Annotated in this window: 21 protein-coding genes; 20 read left to right on the top strand and 1 reads right to left on the bottom strand. The window is 63.2% G+C overall.

Going from position 1 to position 22,669, the window contains the following annotated elements; genetic code table 11:
• Position 1: 1 nt before the first annotated feature.
• From hscA to tsaA, 14 genes are all read left to right on the top strand, one after another.
• Positions 2–1,879 carry a Fe-S protein assembly chaperone HscA gene (gene hscA / locus RRF64_RS16870; protein WP_323847092.1) on the top strand — a complete coding sequence of 626 codons (1,878 nt, stop codon included), beginning with the start codon at positions 2–4 and terminating at the stop codon, positions 1,877–1,879.
• Between the two features lie 96 nt (positions 1,880–1,975).
• Positions 1,976–2,314: an ISC system 2Fe-2S type ferredoxin gene (fdx, locus tag RRF64_RS16865; RefSeq protein WP_323847091.1), complete on the top strand. Its 339-nt coding sequence runs from the start codon at positions 1,976–1,978 to the stop codon at positions 2,312–2,314.
• 26 nt (positions 2,315–2,340) lie between these two features.
• On the top strand, positions 2,341–2,535 hold the full coding sequence (iscX, locus tag RRF64_RS16860; RefSeq protein ID WP_323847090.1) for a Fe-S cluster assembly protein IscX: 195 nt from the start codon (positions 2,341–2,343) through the stop codon (positions 2,533–2,535).
• A gap of 228 nt (positions 2,536–2,763) precedes the next feature.
• On the top strand, positions 2,764–3,192 hold the full coding sequence (gene ndk / locus RRF64_RS16855; protein WP_323847162.1) for a nucleoside-diphosphate kinase: 429 nt from the start codon (positions 2,764–2,766) through the stop codon (positions 3,190–3,192).
• 103 nt (positions 3,193–3,295) lie between these two features.
• Positions 3,296–4,423, top strand: coding sequence for a dual-specificity RNA methyltransferase RlmN (gene rlmN / locus RRF64_RS16850; protein ID WP_323847089.1), 1,128 nt, complete (start codon positions 3,296–3,298; stop codon positions 4,421–4,423).
• Positions 4,424–4,469: 46 nt separating this feature from the next.
• Entirely contained in the window at positions 4,470–5,246 is a 777-nt protein-coding gene (gene pilW / locus RRF64_RS16845; protein WP_323847088.1) for a type IV pilus biogenesis/stability protein PilW, read from the top strand.
• On the top strand, positions 5,236–6,312 hold the full coding sequence (locus tag RRF64_RS16840) for a RodZ domain-containing protein (RefSeq protein ID WP_323847087.1): 1,077 nt from the start codon (positions 5,236–5,238) through the stop codon (positions 6,310–6,312). The genes pilW and RRF64_RS16840 overlap by 11 nt, the downstream gene beginning before the upstream one ends.
• Before the next feature lie 211 nt (positions 6,313–6,523).
• A complete protein-coding gene (gene ispG, locus RRF64_RS16835; RefSeq protein WP_323847086.1) occupies positions 6,524–7,636 on the top strand; it encodes a flavodoxin-dependent (E)-4-hydroxy-3-methylbut-2-enyl-diphosphate synthase in 1,113 nt (370 codons plus the stop codon).
• A 234-nt stretch (positions 7,637–7,870) separates the two neighbouring features.
• On the top strand, positions 7,871–9,133 hold the full coding sequence (gene hisS, locus RRF64_RS16830) for a histidine--tRNA ligase (protein WP_323847085.1): 1,263 nt from the start codon (positions 7,871–7,873) through the stop codon (positions 9,131–9,133).
• A 130-nt stretch (positions 9,134–9,263) separates the two neighbouring features.
• Positions 9,264–9,995, top strand: a complete 732-nt coding sequence (locus tag RRF64_RS16825) for a YfgM family protein (protein ID WP_323847084.1) — start codon at positions 9,264–9,266, stop codon at positions 9,993–9,995.
• Positions 9,992–11,158: an outer membrane protein assembly factor BamB gene (gene bamB / locus RRF64_RS16820; protein WP_323847083.1), complete on the top strand. Its 1,167-nt coding sequence runs from the start codon at positions 9,992–9,994 to the stop codon at positions 11,156–11,158. The genes RRF64_RS16825 and bamB overlap by 4 nt, the downstream gene beginning before the upstream one ends.
• Positions 11,159–11,388: 230 nt before the next feature.
• Positions 11,389–12,783 (top strand): ribosome biogenesis GTPase Der, encoded by a 1,395-nt coding sequence (gene der / locus RRF64_RS16815; protein ID WP_323847082.1) that lies wholly within the window; start codon positions 11,389–11,391, stop codon positions 12,781–12,783.
• 103 nt (positions 12,784–12,886) lie between these two features.
• Positions 12,887–14,344, top strand: coding sequence for an NAD-dependent succinate-semialdehyde dehydrogenase (locus tag RRF64_RS16810; RefSeq protein ID WP_323847081.1), 1,458 nt, complete (start codon positions 12,887–12,889; stop codon positions 14,342–14,344).
• 178 nt (positions 14,345–14,522) lie between these two features.
• Positions 14,523–15,203, top strand: coding sequence for a tRNA (N6-threonylcarbamoyladenosine(37)-N6)-methyltransferase TrmO (gene tsaA / locus RRF64_RS16805; RefSeq protein ID WP_323847080.1), 681 nt, complete (start codon positions 14,523–14,525; stop codon positions 15,201–15,203).
• Here the strand turns inward: tsaA and RRF64_RS16800 are convergent.
• Complete coding sequence (locus RRF64_RS16800; protein ID WP_323847079.1) at positions 15,145–17,553, bottom strand: DNA polymerase II; 2,409 nt, start codon at positions 17,551–17,553, stop codon at positions 15,145–15,147. The genes tsaA and RRF64_RS16800 overlap by 59 nt on opposite strands.
• Before the next feature lie 273 nt (positions 17,554–17,826).
• Here RRF64_RS16800 and RRF64_RS16795 point away from each other — a divergent pair, with 273 nt between their 5' ends.
• The 6 genes from RRF64_RS16795 (at position 17,827) to RRF64_RS16770 (ending at position 22,666) form a co-directional block, all read left to right on the top strand.
• Positions 17,827–18,270 (top strand): ATP-binding protein, encoded by a 444-nt coding sequence (locus RRF64_RS16795; RefSeq protein ID WP_323847078.1) that lies wholly within the window; start codon positions 17,827–17,829, stop codon positions 18,268–18,270.
• The gene (locus RRF64_RS16790) at positions 18,260–18,397 is read left to right on the top strand and encodes a hypothetical protein (RefSeq protein WP_323847077.1); all 138 of its coding nucleotides are present in this window, start codon (positions 18,260–18,262) and stop codon (positions 18,395–18,397) included. Before RRF64_RS16795 ends, RRF64_RS16790 begins: the two co-directional genes overlap by 11 nt.
• A 130-nt stretch (positions 18,398–18,527) precedes the next feature.
• The gene (locus tag RRF64_RS16785) at positions 18,528–20,573 is read left to right on the top strand and encodes a protein-disulfide reductase DsbD family protein (RefSeq protein WP_323847076.1); all 2,046 of its coding nucleotides are present in this window, start codon (positions 18,528–18,530) and stop codon (positions 20,571–20,573) included.
• Positions 20,570–21,184 carry a thioredoxin family protein gene (locus RRF64_RS16780; protein ID WP_323847075.1) on the top strand — a complete coding sequence of 205 codons (615 nt, stop codon included), beginning with the start codon at positions 20,570–20,572 and terminating at the stop codon, positions 21,182–21,184. Before RRF64_RS16785 ends, RRF64_RS16780 begins: the two co-directional genes overlap by 4 nt.
• Before the next feature lie 22 nt (positions 21,185–21,206).
• On the top strand, positions 21,207–21,710 hold the full coding sequence (locus RRF64_RS16775) for a protein disulfide oxidoreductase (protein WP_323847074.1): 504 nt from the start codon (positions 21,207–21,209) through the stop codon (positions 21,708–21,710).
• Positions 21,711–21,841: 131 nt separating this feature from the next.
• Complete coding sequence (locus RRF64_RS16770) at positions 21,842–22,666, top strand: MBL fold metallo-hydrolase (protein ID WP_323847073.1); 825 nt, start codon at positions 21,842–21,844, stop codon at positions 22,664–22,666.
• Positions 22,667–22,669 lie beyond the last annotated feature (3 nt).

Genomic DNA, 22,669 nt, shown 5'->3' with positions numbered 1-22,669 from the left:
AATGGCATTACTGCAGATTTCCGAACCGGGCCAGACTCCCGAACCCCACCAGCGCAAACGCGCGGTTGGCATAGACCTGGGTACCACCAATTCGCTGGTGGCCACGGTGCGCAGCGGTTCGGCAGAGGCCATAGCCGCGGAAGACGGCAGCGTGATACTGCCCTCGGCAGTGCACTACGGTGAAGACGCGATTACCGTGGGCACCGCGGCGCGCACACGCGCCGGTGCGGATCCCTACAACACCCTGCTGTCGGTGAAGCGCCTGATGGGGCGCGGCATCGCGGATGTGAAGAGCTTCGGTGAGCAGTTGCCGTACAAGTTTGCCGACGGCGATAGCGGCATGCCGGCGATAGAGACCGTTGCCGGCCCGGTGAACCCGGTGCAGGTCTCCGCGGAAATCCTGAAAGAGCTGGCGCGGCGCGGCCGCGCGGCCCTCGGCGGCGAACTGGACGGCGCGGTGATCACCGTGCCGGCCTATTTCGACGATGCGCAGCGCCAGGCCACCAAGGACGCGGCGCAGCTGGCCGGTCTCAAGGTGTTGCGCCTGCTGAACGAGCCGACCGCGGCGGCGGTGGCCTACGGGCTGGATAGAACCGAGGAGGGCGGCGACGGCAGGGACAAAATAGTCGCGGTCTACGACCTCGGCGGCGGTACTTTCGATATCTCTATACTGCGCCTGTCCCGCGGGGTGTTCGAGGTGCTGTCCACCGGCGGCGACACGGCCCTCGGTGGAGATGACTTCGACCGCGAGATCGCCGGCTGGATCGCGCTGCAGGCGGGCCTGGGCACCGACCTGGATGTGGCCACCCAGCGCGCGCTGTTGGATAGCGCCTGCAAGGCCAAGGAGTCCCTGGCACTACAGGAGCGGGTGGAACTCGGATACGGCGACTGGCGCGGCACCCTGGATCGCGCCGCCATGGCGGAACTGCTGGATCCGCTGATCGACAAGACACTGCGCGCCTGCAGGCGCGCCCTGCGCGATGCCGGCCTGGCTGTCGACGATGTCGAGGAAGTCGTGCTGGTCGGCGGCTCCACCCGCACCCTGCGCGTGCGCGAGCGGGTCGAGGACTATTTTGGCCGCGCGCCCCACGCGGATATAGACCCGGATCAGGTGGTGGCCATCGGTGCGGCGCTGCAGGCGGACGTGCTGGTGGGCAACAAGTCGCGGGACGATCTGCTGTTGCTGGACGTGATCCCGCTGTCGCTGGGTATCGAAACCATGGGCGGCCTGACCGAAAAGCTGATAGCGCGCAACACCACCATCCCCGTGTCCAAGGCGCAGGAGTTCACCACTTTCAGGGACGGCCAGACAGCCATGGCCATTCACGTGGTACAGGGCGAACGCGAGCTGGTGAAAGACTGCCGCTCTCTGGCGCGCTTCGAGCTGCGCGGCATTCCGCCGATGGTGGCCGGTGCGGCGCATATCCGCGTGACCTTCCAGGTGGATGCGGACGGCCTGCTGTCGGTGACCGCGATGGAAAAAAGCAGCGGTGTCAGTGCTGATGTGGCGGTGAAGCCGTCCTACGGCCTGGAAGACCGGGAAATTGCGCGGATGTTGCAGGAGTCCTACGCGCACGCGGCGGAGGATATCGCCGCGCGCGCACTGCGCGAGGCGCAGGTGGAAGCGGAGCGGGCCCTGGAGAGCCTGCTGGCGGCGCTGCAGGAGAACGGGGCCGAACTGCTCGACGAACGCGAGCTGAACGCGCTGGAAAGGGCCATGGAGGGGCTGCGACTGGCCCACAACGGCGGCGATGTGGAGGAGATCCGCAGGCGCATAGACGCACTCAATCAGCTGTCGGAGCCCTTCGCCGCGCGGCGCATGGATGCCTCCATCAAGCGCGCCATGCAGGGTCATACGCTGGACGAATTTGATAAATAACCTTTCTGGCCCCTTTCCCCATTTCGGGAGAGGGGCCGGAAGAGAGAGTGCCGAGCTGGAGTTCGGCGTTCCAGACCATTAGAGAGTTGGTAACCCATGCCGAAAATTGTGTTTTTACCCCACGCCGAGATCTGCCCCGAGGGCAAGGTGGTGGAAGTCGAGAGCGGTGTCACCATCTGTGATGCGGCGCTGGAGAACGGCATCGAGATCGAACACGCCTGTGAGAAATCCTGTGCCTGCACTACCTGTCACGTGATAGTGCGCGAGGGTTTCTATTCCCTCGAGGAGCCGGACGAGCTGGAAGAGGACCTGCTGGACAAGGCCTGGGGGCTGGAGCCCGAGTCGCGCCTGTCCTGTCAGGCGATCGTGGACGATGAGGATCTCGTGGTGGAGATTCCCAAGTACACCATCAACCAGGTTTCGGAAAAGCACTGACCGGTCGAAGCTGGAGAGTCACTTTTATGATGTGGACGGATATTCACGATATCGCGCTAGAACTGTCGGAAGCGCACCCGGATGTGGACCCGCTGACGGTCAACTTTGTCGATCTGCGCAACTGGGTCATGGAACTGCCCGATTTCGACGACGATCCCGGCCGCTGTGGCGAGAAGATCCTCGAGGCGATTCAGGCGGCCTGGATCGAGGAGCTGGAGTAGGACAGTGCGAAAGGAGAGCGCTAAAGGGAAGCGCTACGAGGCGGCGCTAGATCGGGGTACTAATTGAGTACAAAACTCGACCAATTACCCGTATAATCCGCCCGCCGCAAACAATGCGGCGATCAAATTTTAAGCATCCTGAAGCAGGGTGCCGATGGAATACCAAGGAAGAGCAACTATTCAGGTTGCTCTTCTTGTATGTATCAACAACTCAAACTGGAGAAAACCATGGCCCTGGAACGCACCCTTTCCATTATCAAGCCGGACGCGGTAGCCAAGAATGTTATCGGCGAAATCGAAAGCCGCTTCGAAAAAGCCGGTCTGCGTATCGTTGCCATGAAAATGCAGCAGCTGTCCCGCGAGAAGGCCGAGGGCTTCTACGCCGAGCACAAAGAGCGTCCCTTCTTCAAAGACCTGGTCGATTTCATGACTTCCGGTCCGGTTGTGGTTCAGGTGCTGGAAGGCGAAAACGCCATCCTGGCCAACCGCGACCTGATGGGTGCCACCAACCCGCAGGAAGCTGCTCCGGGCACCATCCGCGCCGATTTCGCCCAGAGCATCGACGCCAATGCCGTACACGGTTCCGACTCCGCCGAATCCGCCGCGCGTGAAGTAAGCTACTTCTTCGCCGACGACGAGATCTGCCCGCGCGCTTGATCAATTTGGGCTGAAGCCTAGCTCGGCTCATTAAGTAGCAGGGCCGCCCGGGAGTCTCTTAGCGGTACCGGTCCAAAGGCCTGAGGGCCAAGGTAGTGAATCCATGAGCATCACCGAAACGTCCAAAACCAACCTGCTCGGCCTGTCCGTCGACAAGCTGGCTGCGTTTTTTGAATCGCTGGGCGAGAAGCGCTTCCGCGCCATTCAGGTGCTGAAGTGGATTCACCAGAACGGGGCGGACGACTTCGAGCAGATGACCAATGTCAGCAAGGCATTGCGTCAGAAGCTGGCGGAAGTGGCCGAGATCCGCGCGCCGGAAGTGCTGGGCCAGTGGGACTCCGCCGACGGCACGCGCAAGTGGCTGATACAGGTCGAGGGCGGCAATGCCATCGAGACCGTCTATATCCCCGATGGCGATCGCGGCACATTGTGCGTGTCCTCCCAGGTGGGCTGCTCCCTGGACTGCAGCTTCTGCGCCACCGGCAAGCAGGGCTTCAACCGCGACCTGACCGCGGCCGAGATCATCGGCCAGGTGTGGATCGCCTGCAAATCCTTCGGCCAGCTTGCGCCGAAAGGGCCGCGTAAGGTGACCAACGTGGTGATGATGGGCATGGGCGAGCCTCTGCTCAATTTCGACAACGTGGTCGACGCGATGAACCTGATGATGGAGGACAATGCCTACGGCATCTCCAAGCGCCGCGTGACCCTGAGTACCTCCGGCGTGGTGCCGGCACTGGACCGCCTCGCGGACGTGACCGACGTGAGCCTGGCAATCTCCCTGCACGCGCCGAATGACGAGCTGCGCAACGAGCTGGTGCCGATCAACAAGAAGTACCCGATCGCGATGCTGCTCGACAGCGCCAAGCGCTATATCGAGCGTATGCCGGACACCCACCGCAAGATGACCATCGAGTACACCATGATTCGGGAGGTCAACGACCGCCCGGAACACGCCGAGCAGCTGGCCGAGTTGCTGCGCGATGTGCCTGTCAAGATAAATCTGATACCCTTCAACCCGTTCGAGCTGTCCGACTACCAGCGAGTCAGCAACAACGCTTTGCGACGCTTTCAACAGATTTTGTTGGACAAAGGTTATACGGTAACCGTGCGTACGACCCGCGGCGACGATATCGCCGCGGCCTGCGGCCAGCTGGCCGGCAGTGTCAACGACCGCACGCGCCGCTCCGAACGCTATCGCAATGCCGAGCGGCCGGTCCGCATTGTCGGCTGAACAACGCCGCCGTTCCTAAACGCACTATAAAAACACGGGTGATGTTGTGTTCGCGAAATTCTCGACCCTGCTGCTGGGGCTGATTCTCAGTGTCGGCCTGAGTGGCTGTGTGACCACCGGCATTCCGCCGCGCCAGGAAGTCAACCTGGAAAAGGCGCTGGAGACCCACGTGCAGCTGGGCCTGCGCTATCTGCAGAGCGGTGACAACCGCGAAGCGGCACGCCACCACTTCAACAAGGCCCTGGAGCTGGGCAAGAAGAATCCGCTCGCCCACCACGGTCTGGCCCTGCTGTACCAGGCCGATGGCGAGCTGAAGGTGGCGGAATCGCACTTCAAGAGCGCGCTGCGCTACGACGACAAGTTCTCGATGGCGCGCACCAACTACGGTGTCTTCCTCTACCAGCAGGAGCGCTACGAAGACGCGCTGGAGCAGTTCAAGAAGGCCTCGGCAGATCTCACCTACAACCGCCGCTCCTACGCGCTGGCCAACTACGGCCGCACTGCAGCCAGGCTCGGTAAACTGGAAGAGGCGGAAGCTGCGTATACCCGCGCGCTGGCACTAAGCGCCGACTTGCCGCAGGCTCTGCTGGAGTTGGCGGAACTAAAGTTCGATGCCGGTGACTATGTACAGGCAAAGCACTACCTGGACAGATACAGTGCAAATAACCGGCAGATTCCGCAGTCCCTGTGGCTGGGTATCCGCCTCGAGAAAATCTTTGGCAATCGGGACAAGGAACGGAGTTACGCCCTGGCGCTGAAAAACCTCTATCCCTATTCGGCGGAAACGCTGAAGTACCAACAGATGATGGCCAATGACGGATAACATTTCCGAGATCGCCGAAGAGTCCGTGCTGGATAGCGGCGAGCAAGTACTCGACAACTCCCCCGGCAGCCAGCTGCGGCGCGCGCGGGAAATGGCCGGGCTCAGCCGCGAGGAACTGTCCCGCCGCCTGTGCATGACCGGCAACAAGCTGGAACTGCTGGAGCGCGACGATTACCACCGCCTGCCCGGCCCCATCTATGTGCGCGGCTATATCCGCAACATCTGTAAGGCGCTGGGCGCAGATGCGGAACCGGTTTTGCAGGCCTATGCCGGTTACTGCACGGCTGAAGAGGCGAGTAGAGAAATTGTCGCGCACGTCAGTCGCGGAATGGTGATCCGGGAGCGCAAGCGCAGCCTGAGGGGGCTGGCTCTGATACCGCTGATCGTGGGCGGCGCTGTCTTCTGGTGGATGCACGGGAGCGACGTGACGCCGACGGCGATAATCGCGGCAAAGCCCGCTTTCGAGGATATGCAGGTGGCGTCGCTCGCGGATCAAACGTCGAGCCCCGGCGCTGAGGCACTGCAATCGATCCCGGGTGCTCCGACCCCGGAGCATGCCGGAGAAGATGCGTACTTCGGTGATGACGAAGTCCGGGGTGGTTACTCTGTTGCGGACGGCGGGGTTGCAGGCGGCGAGTCTGCGGATGGTCTCGCCGAATCGGCGGTCACGGAAATCGCCGAGAGCGAGCCGCTTGCCGCAGAGCCCGTTGCGGACCAGGTGGCGGCGGCGGAAGCGGAGAGCGTCGCGGTGCCCACTCCGGCTGAGCCGGCGGCGGAGGTAGCCGAAGCGCCCGAACCCGGCGCTGAAGCGGCTGCAGCGGCGAGTTCTGCTGAGTTGCAGCTCAGTTTTGAAGAAGAGGCCTGGGTTGAAGTGAAGGATGCCGCCGGAGCCCTGCTGCTGGCCAATCTGCAGCCCGCCGGGTCGGAGGCTCTGCTGACCGGCCAGCCGCCGTTCCAGCTGATGCTCGGCAATGCCGAGAGCACCCAGGTGCGCTATAGGGGCGAGCTGATCGACAGCGATCCCATCGGCAACCGCCGCACTCGCCGCCTGACGGTTGGGGATTAATGCGGAATGATGAATGCGGAATGGTCGGAAATCCCGCCTCCGCGGACGTATCTAACTATTCCGCATTCATCATTTATGAAGTAGATCCCTGCACTTCATCCCCTTGCGGGGCAGCCTTCGGCTGTTTAAATCGGCTATCCTGCTGATTTGTCCGCATTCCGCATTTATAATCCCCCTCCTATTTTGTCAGTAAAACTGCCAGGTCAGCCCTATGCAATTTGAGTCACCGATCGTCCGCCGCGTGTCGCGCCAGATCATGGTGGGCAATGTGCCCGTCGGCGGCGGTGCACCGATTTCGGTGCAGAGCATGACCAATACCGACACCTGCGATGTGGCCGCGACTGTCGACCAGATACAGCGCCTGCAACAGGCCGGTGCCGACATAGTGCGCGTATCCGTGCCGACCATGGATGCGGCCGAGGCCTTCGGCGAGATCAAAAAGCAGGTGACCGTGCCGCTGGTAGCGGATATCCACTTCGACTACCGGATCGCGCTGCGCGTGGCGGACCTTGGGGTCGACTGCCTGCGCATCAACCCGGGCAATATCGGCCGCGAAAAGCGCATCCGCGCGGTGGTGGACAAGGCCCGCGATCTGAATATCCCGATCCGCATCGGCGTCAACGCGGGCTCGCTGGAAAAGGATCTGCAGAAGAAATACGGCGAGCCGACCCCGGACGCGCTGGTGGAGTCGGCGCTGCGCCACGTGGAAATCCTCGACAGCCTGGATTTCCACAACTTCAAGGTGAGCGTAAAGGCCTCGGATATCTTTATGGCCACCGCCGCCTACCGCAAACTGGCACAGCAGATCGAACAACCGCTGCACCTGGGCATCACCGAGGCTGGCGGCCTGCGCTCGGGCACGGTCAAATCCGCGATCGGACTCGGCGCGCTGCTGCTGGACGGCATCGGCGACACCCTGAGGGTTTCGCTGGCGGCGGACCCGGTGGAAGAGGTGAAGGTGGGCTGGGACCTGCTTAAAAGCCTGCGCCTGCGCTCCAAGGGCATCAACTTTATCGCCTGTCCCAGCTGTTCGCGGCAGAATTTCGACGTGGTGAAAACCATGAACGAGCTGGAGGCGCGCCTGGAAGACATCACCACGCCCTTGGACGTTGCGGTGATCGGCTGCATCGTCAACGGCCCCGGCGAAGCGAAAGAGGCGGATATCGGGCTCGCCGGCGGCACGCCGAGTCACGCCATCTACGTGGACGGCCAGCCGAACCGCAAGTTCACCAATGACAACCTGGTCGACGACCTGGAGCGGCTGATTCGCGAAAAGGCCGCGGCCAAGGCCGAGCGCGAGGCGGACATAATCGCCAAGGCGTGAATCCTGAAACGCGGGATTGGAAAAAAACACAGGATTCAAATGCGAAGGCCCTGCTATCGGGAGTCATTCGGGAAACATTTGCCGATGAGGCTGTTGAGCGAATGACTCCCGGTAGCGGGGCCGCCAAAGGCTCTGCTTACAGAGTTGCCCTGGGCCGGCGGTTCCCGACATTCACGGCGCCATCGGTCCTGCAAAAGCGTTGAATAGATACGAGTTGGAAAGTAAGGAATACCGTTGAAACAGCTTCGCGCAATACGCGGCATGAACGACCTGCTGCCGGAACAGTCCCCGGTCTGGCAGTATGTGGAATCTACCCTGAGCGAACTCTTTGCCCGCTACGGCTACAGCGAGATCCGCACTCCCTATCTGGAAGCGACCCAGCTGTTCAGCCGCGCGGTCGGCGAGGCCACCGATATCGTCGAAAAGGAGATGTACACCTTCGACGACAAGAGCGGTGACAGCGTCACCCTGCGCCCGGAGGGCACCGCGGGCACCGTGCGCGCGGCCATCCAGAACAACCTGCTGAGCCAGCCGCAGCGCCTGTGGTATTTCGGCCCCATGTTCCGCTACGAGCGCCCGCAGAAGGGCCGCCTGCGGCAGTTTCACCAGTTCGGTGTCGAGGTGTTCGGCATCGAGGGGCCGGACATAGACGCGGAAATCCTGATCATGACCGCGCGCCTGTGGCGCCAGCTGGGTATCGGCGAGCACGTGAAGCTGCAGCTGAACTCCCTCGGGGATTCCGCCAGCCGCGCCGCCTACCGCGACGCGCTGGTGGAATACCTGGATGCCCGCCGCGAGCAGCTGGACGAGGACAGCCAGCGCCGCCTGGAGCGCAATCCGTTGCGCATTCTCGACAGCAAAAACGCCCAGACCCAGGAACTGCTGGCGGCGGCGCCCTGTCTACTGGACTTCCTCGACGAAGAATCCGCGGCGCACTTCGATCAGTTGCGCCAGCTGCTGGACGCGGCCGGGGTGACCTACGAGATCAACCCCAAACTGGTGCGCGGCCTCGACTACTACGGCAAGACGGTGTTCGAATGGGTCACCGACAGCCTCGGCGCCCAGGGCACCGTCTGTGCCGGTGGGCGCTACGACGGCCTGGTGGAGCAGATGGGCGGCAAGCCGACCTCCGCAGTGGGTTTCGGCCTCGGCGTCGAGCGACTGGTGCTGATGCTGGAAACCCTCGCGGTATTGCCGGAGACGCTTGGACAGCAGGTGGATGCCTATCTGGTGGCGGTAGGTGATGTACAATCGGCGGCTTTGGCTGCGGCGGAACAGCTGCGCGACGAGCTGCCCTGGCTGCGCCTGCAGACCCACTGCGGCGGCGGCAGCTTCAAGAGCCAGATGAAGAAGGCGGACAAGAGCGGCGCCGATTACGCGCTGATCATCGGCGAGGACGAGGCCGCGGCCGGGCGCGTCACGGTGAAATACCTGCGCGCCGACGAGCCGCAGCAGACAGTCGCGCTGGCCGAACTGGCGGCACTGTTGCAGGGCTGACACGAAACACGTAGGAGCGGCGGGGCGGCCATCCGCCCATGGCCGCGATCGATCTATAGGCTGGCGATAAAGCCCGATCGAGCGATCTTACAGGAAGACTTAAAAAATTTCAGGAAAGGCGAATTACCCAATGGCTGACCACATTACCGAACAAGAACAAATTGAGTCGCTGAAGCGCTGGTGGGCGGAAAACGGCAAGGGGATAGTGACCGGCGTGGTGCTGGCGCTGGCCGGCTATTTCGGTTTCCAGTGGTGGCAGGGCGCCGAGCGCGCCAAGGCGGAAGAGGCTTCCAACCTGTACCAGGAATTTGTCGCGGCGGTCTCCGCCAATGACGGTCAGCCGGACAACAAGCAGCTGACCACCGCCAAGACGATTGGCCAGCAGCTGAAGACCGACTATGCCAAGCGCATCTACGCCAGCCAGGCAGCCCTGCGCCTCGCGGCACTGGCGGCGGAAGCAAACGACCTGGAAGTGGCCGAGAAAGAACTGCAGTGGGCTCTGGACAATACCGGTGAGGCGGCGCTGCAGCTGCTGGCCAAGCGCCGCCTGGCGGCGATTGTGGCCGCGCGCGGCAAGCCCGACGAGGCGCTGAAACTCCTCGAAGGCAATGTGCCGCCGTCTTTCGCGGCCCTCTACGCCGAGACCCGTGGCGATATCCTGCTGCAAAAGGGCGATAAGGCGGGTGCGCGCACCGCGTACCAGCAGGCGCTGGCGCAACTGCTGCCGGAGCAGGCGGGCAGCGCCCAACTGCTGCGCCTCAAGGCCGAGAGCCTGGCCGGCGCCGAAGCGGCTGCCGGAGCCGCCGATACCGAGAGCGAGCAGGCATCTCCGGCACAGGCAGAGGAGGGTGACGAGCAATGAAATGCCTTTCCCGCGCGGCAAACCGCGCCCTAGCCGTCGCGCTGGCTGTGGCACTCGCCGCCTGCGCCTCCAATGACGAGAAGGAAGATACGGATCCGCTAGAGCTGGTGGACATCACTGCCAGTGTCGAACTGAAGGAAGTCTGGTCGACCAATATCGGCGACATCGACGTCAAGCGCTACGCGATGCTGGAGCCGGGCATTGGCGCCGGCAGAATAGTGGCGGCAAACAGCGACGGCGACGTCATCGCATTCGACCGCAGCACTGGCAAGCGCCAGTGGAAGACGGAGCTGGATGTCGAGCTCAGCGGCGGCGTCGGCGTCGGTCTGGGTGTCGCCGTGGTGGCGGATTACCGCGGCCGCGTGGTCGCTCTCGACCTGAACGACGGCAGCGAGCTGTGGAAATACCAGGTGTCCGGCGAAGTGGTCTCCGCGCCCGCAGTCGGCTCCGGCGTAGTGGTGGTGCAAACCGTGGACGGCAAGCTGGTGGGCCTGGATGCCACTTCCGGCGAAGAGCGCTGGAGTCACAGCACGGTACTGCCCGTATTGACACTGCGCGGCACCGCGGCGCCGGTGATCAGCGGCGGCAACGTGATCGCCGGCCTCGACAACGGCAAGCTGATTGCGCTGGACGCGCGGGACGGCGTACCGCGCTGGGAGCAGCGCGTCGCCATTCCGCAGGGCTCCGCCGAGCTGGAGCGGGTGGTGGACATCGACGGCGCGCCGGTTGTGCGCGGCGACCTCGTCTTCGCCGCCAGCTACCAGGGCCGCGTCGTGGCCCTGTCCCGCGATGACGGCCGCGGCCTCTGGGCGCGCGACGCCTCCACCAACCACAGCGTCGCCGTGGGTGCGGGCAATGTATACTTGAGCGATGCCTCCGGCAGTGTCTACGCCTACAATGTGGGCAACGGCCAGATCGTCTGGAGCAACGACGAGCTGCTGCGGCGCGCGTTGAGCGGTCCGGCCTACTTCGGCGATGTCGTCGTGGTGGGCGATCTGGAGGGCTACCTGCACGCGCTGGACCCCGCGACCGGCAACTTCGTCGGCCGCAAGCGCATCGACAGCGACCCGGTGCGTATCCCGCTGCTGGTGGACGGCGACCTGCTGTTCGCGCTGTCTGACGACGGCGAGCTGGTGGCACTACGCCTGGAGCGCCGCCAGTAAACTGGGACCGCGGAGCCATTCAAGGAGCGCTGAAGGCTCTCTACCAAGGGTGCTGAAGGCTCTCTACCAAGGGTGCTGAAGGCTCTCTTAAGAGCGCTGAAGGCTCTTTAGGAGCGCTGAAGGCTCTGGCTCCGCATGCGGGCCGCAGGCCCGCCGATGTAATTACCGCCCGCGCTCCGCGGGCGTTCGCATTTCTGGCAAAAGCAATTTTGCCCCGAGAAAATAGATATATGCTTCCTGTAATCGCCCTGGTCGGGCGCCCCAATGTGGGCAAATCCACACTCTTCAACCGGCTCACCAAGAGTCGCGACGCCCTGGTGGCCAATTACGCCGGCCTGACCCGCGACCGCAAGTACGGCGAGGCGGAGATCGACGGCCGCAAGGTGATCCTGGTGGACACCGGCGGTATCAGCGGTGGCGAGGAGGGCATAGACGCGGCCATGGCCCAGCAGTCGATACAGGCCATCGAGGAGGCGGATATCGTGCTGTTCCTGGTCGACTGCCGCGCCGGCCTGACGCCCGCGGACCAGATGATCGCCGACCAGCTGCGCACCCGCTCCAAACCGACATTCCTAGTGGCCAACAAGGTCGACGGGGTCAACCCGGATATCGCGCTGGCGCCCTTTTACGAGCTGGGTATCGGCGAACTCTTTCCCACCACGGCCACCCACGGCCGCGGCGTGCGCACTCTGATGGAGCGCGTGGTCGCGGACCTGCCGGAGCAGGCCGAAGCGGTGGAAGAGGAGGAGGCGACGGGCATCAAGATCGCCATCGTCGGCCGCCCCAATGTGGGCAAGTCCACCCTGGTCAACCGCCTGCTGGGCGAGGACCGCGTAGTGGTCTACGACCAGCCGGGCACCACCCGCGACAGCGTCTATATCAACTACCAGCGCGACGACAAACCCTATACCCTGATCGACACCGCGGGCATTCGCCGGCGCAAGAACATCAAGGAGTCGGTGGAGAAGTTCTCCATCGTCAAAACCCTGCAGGCGGTGGAAGACGCCAATGTGGTGGTGCTGGTGATCGACGCCCGCGAGGGCCTGGTGGACCAGGACATGCACCTGATGGGCAGCGTTATCCAGGCCGGCCGCGCGCTGGTGGTGGCACTGAACAAGTGGGACGGCCTAGAGGCCGACCACCGCGAATACGTGAAGACGGAACTGGAGCGGCGCCTGCGCTTCGTCGAATTCGCGGATATCCACTTTATTTCCGCGCTGCACGGGACCGGGGTCGGCAACCTGTACCAGTCGATCGAGTCGGCCTACCAGAGCGCCACCGACAAGCTGTCCACCAACCACCTGACGCGCATCCTGCAGTGGGCGGTGACTGAGCACCAGCCGCCGCTGGTGCACGGCAATCGCATCAAGTTGCGCTACGCCCACGCCGGCGGCCAGAACCCCCCGGTAATTGTGATTCACGGCAATCAGACCGAACAGGTGCCGGGGCACTATGTACGCTACCTGGAAAAAACGTTCCGCAAGGCGCTGGACCTGCACGGCACCCCGGTGAAGATCGAATTCCGCACCGGTACCAACCCCTATGCCGGCAAGAAGCAGAAATTGACCGACCGCCAAAAGGCGAAGAAGCGGCGCCTGATGAAGTTTGTGAAAAAGAAAAAATAAATGATGAGGTTTTAGACGAGACTTCCCCGGTGCCAGATTGTGCGCCCCCCTCTCCCGCCTGCGGGAGAGGGGCCGGGGGAGAGGGCAAAGAAAGGAGAACGCCATGCTGGACCTGAAAAACGCTTCACTGCTGCGCAACCAGTCCTACGTGGACGGCAAATGGATAGACGCCGATTCCGGCGAAACCTTCGATGTCACCAACCCGGCGAATGGCGAGATCGTCGCCAGTATCGCCGACCTGGGCGCGGCGGAGACCCGCCGTGCCATAGAGGCGGCGGACAGGGCCTGGCCCGCCTGGCGCGACAGCACCGTCAAGGAGCGCGCCAAGATCCTGCGGCGCTGGTACAACCTGATCATCGACAACGCCGATGACCTGGCGAAAATCCTCACCGCCGAGCAGGGCAAGCCGCTGTCCGAAGCGAAAACCGAAATCGTTTACGGCGCCAACTATCTCGAGTGGTTTTCCGAGGAAGCCAAGCGCGTCTACGGCGATGTGATAGCGCCGCCCTCCAGGGACAAGCGCATCGTCGTGATCAAGCAGGCTGTCGGCGTCACCTGTTCGGTGACCCCGTGGAACTTCCCCAGCGCGATGATCGCGCGCAAGATGGCCCCGGCGCTGGCCGCCGGCTGTCCCTTCGTGGCCAAGCCCGCCTCGGAAACACCACTGTCGGCACTGGCGCTGGCGGTGCTGGCGGAAGAGGCCGGCATTCCGGCCGGTGTCTTCAATGTCGTGGCCGGCAGGAGCGCGCGGGAAATCGGTGCGGAAATGACATCCAACCCGCTGGTGCGCAAGTTCACCTTCACCGGCTCCACCGCCGTCGGCAGGCAACTGCAGGCCCAGTGTGCGGAGACGATCAAGAAGACCTCGATGGAACTGGGCGGCAACGCACCCTTCATCGTCTTCGACGACGCGGATATCGATGCTGCGGTGAAGGGCGCGATCATCTGCAAATACCGCAACGCCGGCCAGACCTGTGTCTGCGCCAACCGCATTTTTGTGCAGGAAGGCGTCTACGACGAGTTCGCGCAGAAATTTACCGCCGCGGTCAATGCGCTGAAGATGGGCAGTGGTTTTGACCAGGACACTGATGTCGGCCCCATGATTACCAGCAAGGCGGTCAAGGGCGTACAGGAGCTGGTGGACGATGCGCTGCAGAAGGGCGCCGTGCCGACGGTCAAGGGCGGACCCAACGCACTCGGCGAATGCTTCTACGCCCCCACGGTCTTGACTGACGTCAACGAGCAGATGCGTCTGTTCAAGGAAGAGATCTTTGGCCCGGTGGCGCCGCTGTTCAAGTTCTCCACCGAGGAAGAAGTGATCCGCATGGCCAACGATACCGAGTTCGGCCTCGCCTCCTATTTCTACTCCCGCGATATCGGCCGTATCTGGCGCGTCGCCGAAGGCCTGGAATACGGCATGGTCGGCATCAACGAGGGTATCGTCTCCAACGAGATGGCGCCTTTCGGCGGCGTCAAGCAGTCCGGCCAGGGGCGGGAGGGCTCCAAGTACGGACTCGATGACTACCTGGAGATCAAATACCTCTGTATGGGGGGGATTTGAGCAATGTGGAATGCGGAATTATGAATGCGGAACTAGAAAGAAACGCTGTAGGAGCGGCCGTTGGCCGCGATCGATTCCGCGGCTTCAGTTGCAGCGCTTTCGCGGCCAAGAGCCCTGCCATTTGGCAATACGTTGGCCCGCGTATTCCGCATTCCGCATTCCGCAATCATCATTCCAAATGACCCCCATCGCGCGCGTGCGCTCCTGCTTTGGCGAGAAGTTCGGCGTTCCCCGCCAGCCGCTGCTGGCGGACGCCAGCCGTGCGGCGATTGAACTGCTGCCGCCGCTGGATACGCCCGACGCGGTGGCCGGCCTGGAGGAAAACACGCATATCTGGGTGATTTTCCAGTTCCACCAGGCTGCCGGCCAGTGGTCCGCCAAGGTGCGCCCGCCGCGTCTCGGCGGCAACAGGAAACTCGGTGTTCTCGCCACCCGTTCGCCATTTCGCCCCAACAATATCGGCCTGTCGGTGGTGCGTCTGCTGGAAGTGCGCACCAAACCGAAGGTCGAGCTGATTGTCGGCGGCGCCGATCTGGTGGACGGCACCCCGGTGCTGGATATCAAACCCTATATTCCCTACGCCGACGCACTCGACGATGCTCAGAGCGCATTTGCCGGCGCGCCGCCGGCGCCGATTAACGTGTTGATTCCCGATCATATTCGCGAGCAGGCTGCCGCCTATCGCGATGACTGGGGCACGGACCTGCCGCTGCTGATTGAACAGGTGCTGGCCCAGGATCCCAAGCCCGCATACCAGCTGCCTGACCCGGATCGCATTTACGGCATGCAGCTGTGCGGATTCAATCTGCGCTGGCGCTACCTTTCCTCGGCCGCGCTCGAGGTTGTGGGGCTGGAGTAACGGCTTCGAACAGGCCCAGCTGGCCATCCACCAGGTTGTCGAAATCCAGCGCTACGAAGGGCAATATGGCCTCGGCCACCGGTTTGAACTGCTTGTCGATGTAGTGCTGGTAGTCGATGGGCGACTGGCGATGCTCCACGGGCTCCGGGCCATTGAGGGTGATCACATAGCGGATCCAGCCCTTGTTCTGGTAGCGGGGCGCCAGGCCCCGCTGGCGGCGGAGTTCATCGGCCTGTCGCGCCGCCCGCACATGGGGCGGCACGTTTTTTACGTATTGCTCCAGCCTGCGCCTGAGCCGCTTGCGGTACACGAGCTGCTCGTCCATATCCCCGGCCCGGGTCTTCGCCACCGTCTCGCGGATATATTCGGACGGATCCTCGCCCCGAAACACCATGGCGTAGAGCCGGGTCTGGAACTGCTTGGCCAGGGCGGTCCAGTCGCTGCGCACCGTTTCCAGACCCTTGAATACCAGCTTTTCCTCTCCCCCTTGCACCACCAGGCCCGCATAGCGCTTCTTGGAGCCCGCCTCCGAGCCGCGAATGGTGGGCATCAAGAAGCGCCGGTAATGGGTTTCGAATTCCAGCTCCAGCAGGCAGTTCAGCGCCAGCTCCTCTCTGAGCTTGTGCCGCCAGCGCGCGTTGATCTCGGCGGCCAGGGCCTTGCCGGTGGCATCCGCCTCGTCGGGGCTGGGGCGGCCGCTCAGCCAGACAAAGGTGGAATCGGTATCGCCGTAGATCACCTGGTGCCCCAGCTCCTCAATCCAGCGGGCGGTCTGCTGCATGATCTCATGGCCGCGCAGGGTGATGGAGCTGGCCAGGCGCGTGTCGTAGAAACGGCAGCCCCCCGAGCCCAGCACCCCGTAGAAGGAGTTCATGATGATCTTGATGGCTTGGGAGCGGGCGGCGTCCTGCTCCCGCTTGGCGATGTCCCGCTGCGCCCAGAGATCGGCAATGATGTCCGGCAGGAAGTGCCTGTCACGGGAAAAGCGCGCGCCGCGAAAACCGGGGATGGCATCGTCGTCCACCAGACCCTCGGACAATCCCTCAACCAAGCCCATTGGATCGATCTTGAAGGTGCGGATAATGCTCGGATACAGGCTCTTGAAATCCAGCACCAGCACGTTGTCGTAGAGGCCCGGTCGGGAGTCCATCACATAGCCGCCGGGGCTGGCCAGGCCGCCGTCGGCGGGCAGGTTGGGGGCCACAAAGCGGCTGCGGTGCAGTTTGGGCAGATAGAGGTTGGTGAAGGCCGCCACAGAGCCGCCGCTGCGATCCAGCTCCAGGCCGGTGAGCTGGGCTCTAAGGCGCAGGTAATCCAGCAGCCGGGCGTGCTGGAAGATGTCCCAGACCAGACGGCAGTCTTCCAGGTTGTAGGCGGCCAGCTTGGGCTTGTTGTGGCGAAAGTCGTGCTCGATCGCCGCAAGGCGGTTGTCCACGTCTTCGGTGTCCTTGCCCCTGCCCAGCAGGTTCTGGGCCACGAACTCCAGGCTGAAACTCTCGAAGTTGTAGGTGGCGCTCTTCAGGCCGTCGATACCGTCCAGTACCACCCGGCCCGGCAGGGTCACAAAGCCCTGGCCGCCTTCCCGGCCATCCCGCCAGCGGGCATCCGCGCCACCGCGGCCAAGCTTCAGGCGCAGGCCGTGGCGCTCGGCCCTTTTCAACAGCAGCCGGAAATCAAAGTCCACCACGGACCAGCCGATGATGATGTCCGGATCCAGGCATTGGATCCTGGCCTCCAGGGCCTCGAGCAGGGCCCGCTCGTCAGCCACCCAGTCAATGGCAGTATCGGCGCTCTGGGGCTGGCCCACCATCAGCACCTCTGCCACGCCGTGGCCATAGAGGCCGATGGAATACAGCTCGCCCTGGCCGGAGCACTCCACATCCAGGGACACCACGTTGAAATCCGGCTGCACCTCCGCGCCCTTGAGGCGCACCTGGCGATACTCCGTATAGCCGTCTTTGGCCTGGGCCCGGCCCTCGAAGTAGAGGCCACCGCGGGCAAAGCGCTCCATCAGATAGCGGTCGTGCAGACGAAAATCCCCTTCGAACACCTGGATACCGCGATTTTGCAGCAGGGTCTGGCCCCGACGGTGGGCATCGATGGTGGGAAAATACAGCACGGCCGCTTCCTCGCGGCCAAAGGTCTGAAAGCCCGGCTGCTGCCAATCGTAGGGCACGCCGGCCAGGGCCTCGGCCACCTGGGCCCGATCTGCCACCCTCACCATAAAGACGGGCTGCTCTCCCTCGATGACCAGCTTGGCGGGGCCCTGGGGCGTGGTCAGCCAGTAGTGGATGCAGGTGCTGTCGCCCTGATCAAAGCTGTGGCGGCTGAGGAGAAATCCTTGTGGCAAGAGGCTGTCTTGGGTGGTGGCTTTGCGTCATTTTACTGGATAAATCTACAGATACCAGCACCACCCAAGTGACGACAAGAATCGCCCCTGGCATCTAACCTCCAGTGAATAATCCACGGAGGTTAATGGTGAGTCATGCCCATTTTCAGTTTCATCCGGCCGCCGGCCAGCGTGCGCCCCCGTACCGCGGTACTCGACATCAAACCCTGTATGCCGTCCGCCGATGCCCTTGCCCAGGCGCGGCGTGCGGCGACATGACTCGGGAGTTGATTCGTGAAAGGTATTATTTTTATCGGATTGCAGGCCAGCGGAAAATCGACCTTCTACCTGGAGCACTTCTACAAGACGCATATCCGGCTCAACCTGGATATGTTGAAGACCAGGCACCGGGAGAAGATCCTGTTTGACGCCTGCCTCGAGTCCAAGCAGCCGGTGGTGATCGATAACACCAACCCCACCAGAAAGGACCGGCAAAAATATGTCGCCGGGTTCAAGAACCACCGCTTCGAGGTGGTGGGCTACTATTTCGCCGCAAGCCTGGAGGACTGCCTGGAAAGCAATTCCCGGCGGCAGGGGAGAGACCGCGTTCCCGAGGCTGGCATCAGAGCAACCTGTCGCAAGCTTGAATTACCGGCGTTGGCGGAAGGGTTTGATCAGCTCTACCGTGTGACCCTGAAAGAGGGGCGGTACCGGGTGGAAGCCTGGCATGAAATTTGATGAGCTCGACAGAAAAATACGCGTGTTTGAAACCGCTGACGATCACTGCGTACTGCCGGATATCTTGATTGTGGCCCGGCTTGCCGGACGCTGCTTCACCAGCTTGACAGGAGACCGGCGTCAGTAGCGATGGATTTGCAGGAACCCCGGGAATCCGATTGAATGGCGTATCCGTAGTAAATAGCAGCCCGGTAGCCAGTGCCCAGCGGAACAGTGGGCGCGGGCATAGGGGGAAATTCCGCAGGGAGAGTGCTGCAGTGTCCTTATTTAAGCGCCTGGTTGCGATCCTGGTGGGCTCGATAATGGCGGCGGTTGCCGGGGTATCTTTCGCCCAGGACAGCGCCAGTGGTGACCATGTGCGCGTGCGCTGGCTGGCGCCGGATTCTTTTGCCCGCGGCGAGGCCGAGACGATCGGTTTCCACTTCGAGGTGGATCCGGGCTGGCATGTGTACTGGCGCAACGCGGGCGATTCGGGCGCGGCGCCGCGGTTCGATATCAGCGCCAGCGGCGCCGGGATCGGCGCGATACAGTGGCCATTTCCGGTGCGCCTGCCGATCGAGCACCTGACCAATCTCGGCTACGAGGGCGATGTCGCCTATCTGTTCGATGTGACGCCCGCCGCCGATGCGGAGCAGGTATCACTCGATGTAAATCTCGAATGGCTGGTGTGCAAGGTCGACTGCATCCCCGGTTTCGGCACCATGAAGTTGGCGCGCCCCGTTGGCGAGGTGGCGAGCTGGCCGCCGTCCGATCGCCAATTGCGGGACCGGTTCCGGGCGCGCGTGCCGCAGCCGCCGGAGCAGAGCCCCTGGCGCACCGTTTCTCTGACGGAATCCGGCGGCGAGCAGTTCCTGCTCGCGCTCGAGCGCCGGGACCAACGCGTTACCGCCCCACCGCAGGTATTTCCTCTGGATGGCGAACTGCTCACCGCGGCCGAACCGCAGCTTGTCAGCGAAGGCAATCGCACTGTCTACACCTTCTCCCGCGTGCCCGGCGCACCTCTCACTGCGGCAACAGATTTCGTTATCAGTGATGGCGCGCGCGCCTGGCAGCTGGATTCAGTTGCGATCGGTGCCGCTCCGCCGGCGCAGCCGGCGCAGGCGCTGTGGCTGCTGGTACTCGCCGCGTTCGCCGGCGGCGTGATCCTGAACCTGATGCCCTGTGTCTTCCCGGTGCTCTCGATCAAGCTGTTCGGACTGGTCGGGTCCGGTGCGGCGGCGTCCAGCCGCCTGCGCGAGGGGCTGGTGTACGGCGCCGGCGTAATCACCACCTTTGCCGCGCTGGGCGCACTGCTGCTGGCGCTGCGCGCCGGGGGTGCGGCGGTGGGCTGGGGCTTCCAGCTGCAGTCGGCACCGGTCGTGCTGGCGCTGATACTGCTGTTCTGGCTGATGGCACTGTCATTCAGCGGCGTCTTCGAATTCGGCCACCGGCTGATGGACATCGCCGGCAGCAGCCGCGGCGGTTCCTTCGCCACCGGCGTGCTGGCGGTGTTTGTCGCCGCCCCCTGCACCGGGCCCTTTATGGGCGCGGCCCTCGGTGCGGCGGCGACACTGCCGGGCGTTCAGGCGATGGCGATATTTCTCGGTCTGGGCCTGGGTCTCGCGGCGCCTTTCCTGTTGCTCTGCGCCAGTCCGGCACTGCTGAGCAAACTGCCGGCACCGGGCCCGTGGATGGAAAAACTGCGCCAGCTGCTGGCGTTCCCGCTGTACGCCACGGTGATCTGGCTGCTGTGGGTGCTGGGGCGCATACTCGGCGAGAGCGGCTGGCTAATCGGCTCGCTGTTGCTGTTGGCGGTTGTATTTGCCCTGTGGCTGGGGCGCAACTACGCCCCCTGGGGCAAGGCGGCGGGCTATGTGCTCGCCGCAGTCGCCATCACAGTCGCGCTCGGTGCCCTGCGCGCGCCGCCGGCCGCACCGGAACTGGCGACCGATGGCTGGCGTGGTTACGACAAGGCGGCCATAGCGCAGGCGCGCGCACAGAAGCGCCCGGTGTTTATCGACTACACTGCCGCTTGGTGTATCACCTGCCAGGTAAACAAGAAACTGGTGCTGGAATCCCCGCCGGTTATGGAGTTGTTCCGCGCCCACGACGTGCTGCTCGTGCGCGCCGACTGGACCCGGCAGGACCCGGAAATTACCGCGGCGCTGGCCGCCCTGGGACGCAACTCGGTACCGGTTTACGCCTGGTATGCGCCGGGTGCGCGCGAGCCGGAGCTATTGCCGCAGATATTGCAGGAACAGATGATCGCGTCACTGTTCGACAGAGCCCCCTTCTCTCAAACCACAGAGGAAAACTCACCATGAACGCAAAGCTTCAAATCCGCAAATTGATGTTGTCCCTGTTTCTGGTCGCACCTGCGCTGGTGCTGGCGGCCGCCACGCCCGGCGAAAAGGCGCCGGATTTCTCCGAAGTGGATGCGCAGGGCAAAACTCATTCCCTGGATGACTATGCCGGCCAGTGGCTGGTGCTCGAGTGGTTCAACAAGGACTGCCCCTATGTGCGCAAGCACTATGGCAGCGGCAACATGCAGGCCCTGCAGAAAAAATACACCGGCCAGGACATCAACTGGCTGACCGTCATTTCCTCCGCCAAGGGCAAGCAGGGCCACCTGGAGCCGGCGCAGGCACTGGCCGTCGCCGAGAGCCATAAGCTGAACGCGAGTGCGTCCTTCCTGCTGGATGCGGACGGCAGCATGGGGCGCGCTTACGGCGCCAAGACCACTCCGCATATGTTCATCATCAACCCGCAGGGCGAGGTGGTTTACGCCGGGGCCATCGATGACAACGACTCTGCCAACCCGGCGGTGATCCCTGAGTCCAACAACTATGTCGCGGCGGCGCTTGACGCCTCCCTGAGCGGCAAAGCCGTCGCGGTTGCCGCATCGCGGGCCTACGGCTGCAGCGTGAAATACTGAGGCCGGCGCAAGACAAGTTGCGGTGCACAAGAAACGGTTTGCAGCCCTGCGCCAGCTGGCCGGGTTCGTCCTGCTTGCGGTGCTGGTGGTCAGCGCGGTCGGCTACTACCAGCAGCGGGATATGCCCAAAGACGAGGCACCGCCGCTCGTCGGCAGGTCGCTCGGCGGCGATCTGCTGGACCTGCAGCAGATGACCCCGCAGGGGCCGGTGTTGATTTATTTCTGGGCGACCTGGTGTGGTTACTGCCGCGTGGTGTCGCCGGCAATCTCCGACCTCGCGCGCGAGCACCAGGTCATCTCGGTCGCCATGCAATCCGGTACTGAGGAGGAGCTGCTCGCCTATCTGGACCGTGAGGGATTGCAGTTTCCGACCATCAATGACCCCGGCGGTGCGCTCGGCGCATCCTGGGGTGTCAGGGTAACACCCACCATCGTCATCGTCGGCAGCGACGGCGAGGTGGCCTGGGTGACTTCCGGCACCACCTCCAAATGGGGGCTGCAGCTCAGGCTGGCGCTGACCGAATAGCCCGGGACCTGTCGGCTGGTGCCAAGAGACGATAGCCGGCCCGATATGTCACGCACATTCGCGCATATTGCAATTTCTTCCGGCCGCGCAATTGCGTACAAATAGCCTTCATCTGCTGTTGAGGGTTGCCCGTGTCCGTTCTCGATTCCTTCCGCTACCATGACCTCGATGCCCTGCGGGTCGGCCGCTTCGATTTCGGCATCAATACCTCGTTCATCGTCTACCGACTGCGGGACACCATTGTCGACACCGGCCCGAGCAACCAGTGGCAATACGTCAAGCCCTTCATCGAGAGCAGGCCTTTCAGCCAGCTGCTGCTGACCCATCACCACGAAGATCACAGCGGCAATGCTGGCGCCATTCACCGGCTCACCGGCGTGCAGCCAATCGCCCCGGCCAAAACGGTCGAGATTCTCGCGCGCGGTTTCCGCATTCCGCCGATGCAGAAAATCATCTGGGGTTCGGCGGGCAAGGCAGACGCGGCGGTGCTGCCGGATAACGTCCGCATCGGCGGCGAAGCTGTCACGCCGATTTTTACCCCGGGTCACGCCAAGGATATGACCTGCTACCTGCTGCCTGAGCGCGGCTGGCTGTTCAGCGCGGACCTCTATATCGCCAACTACCTGAAACTGCTGCGCAGCGACGAGCATATCCCCACGCTGCTAGACAGCATCCGCACCGTGCTCGGCCACGACTTCGACGTAATCCTGTGCCCGCACCGCGGTGTGGTGGAAAACGGCAAACAGCGCTTGCGCGAAAAGTACGACTATCTGTTGAACCTGGCAGCGCAGGCGCAGGAACTGGCGCAGCAGGGGATGGAGCTGGAGGTGATTACGCGGCGACTGCTGGGCAAAGAGAATCTGATGAGCATCGTCAGCCGCTACAATTTCAGCAAGCGGAATCTGATTGTATCCTGTCTGCAGGTCGATTTTTCCCGCTATCCCCTGAGGCAATAGGTG

This window comes from Microbulbifer magnicolonia, from assembly GCF_035117725.1.
Classification (GTDB): domain Bacteria; phylum Pseudomonadota; class Gammaproteobacteria; order Pseudomonadales; family Cellvibrionaceae; genus Microbulbifer; species Microbulbifer magnicolonia.
Note: the sequence above shows the minus strand (reverse complement) of the source record. Positions and strands in the feature narration are given on the sequence as shown.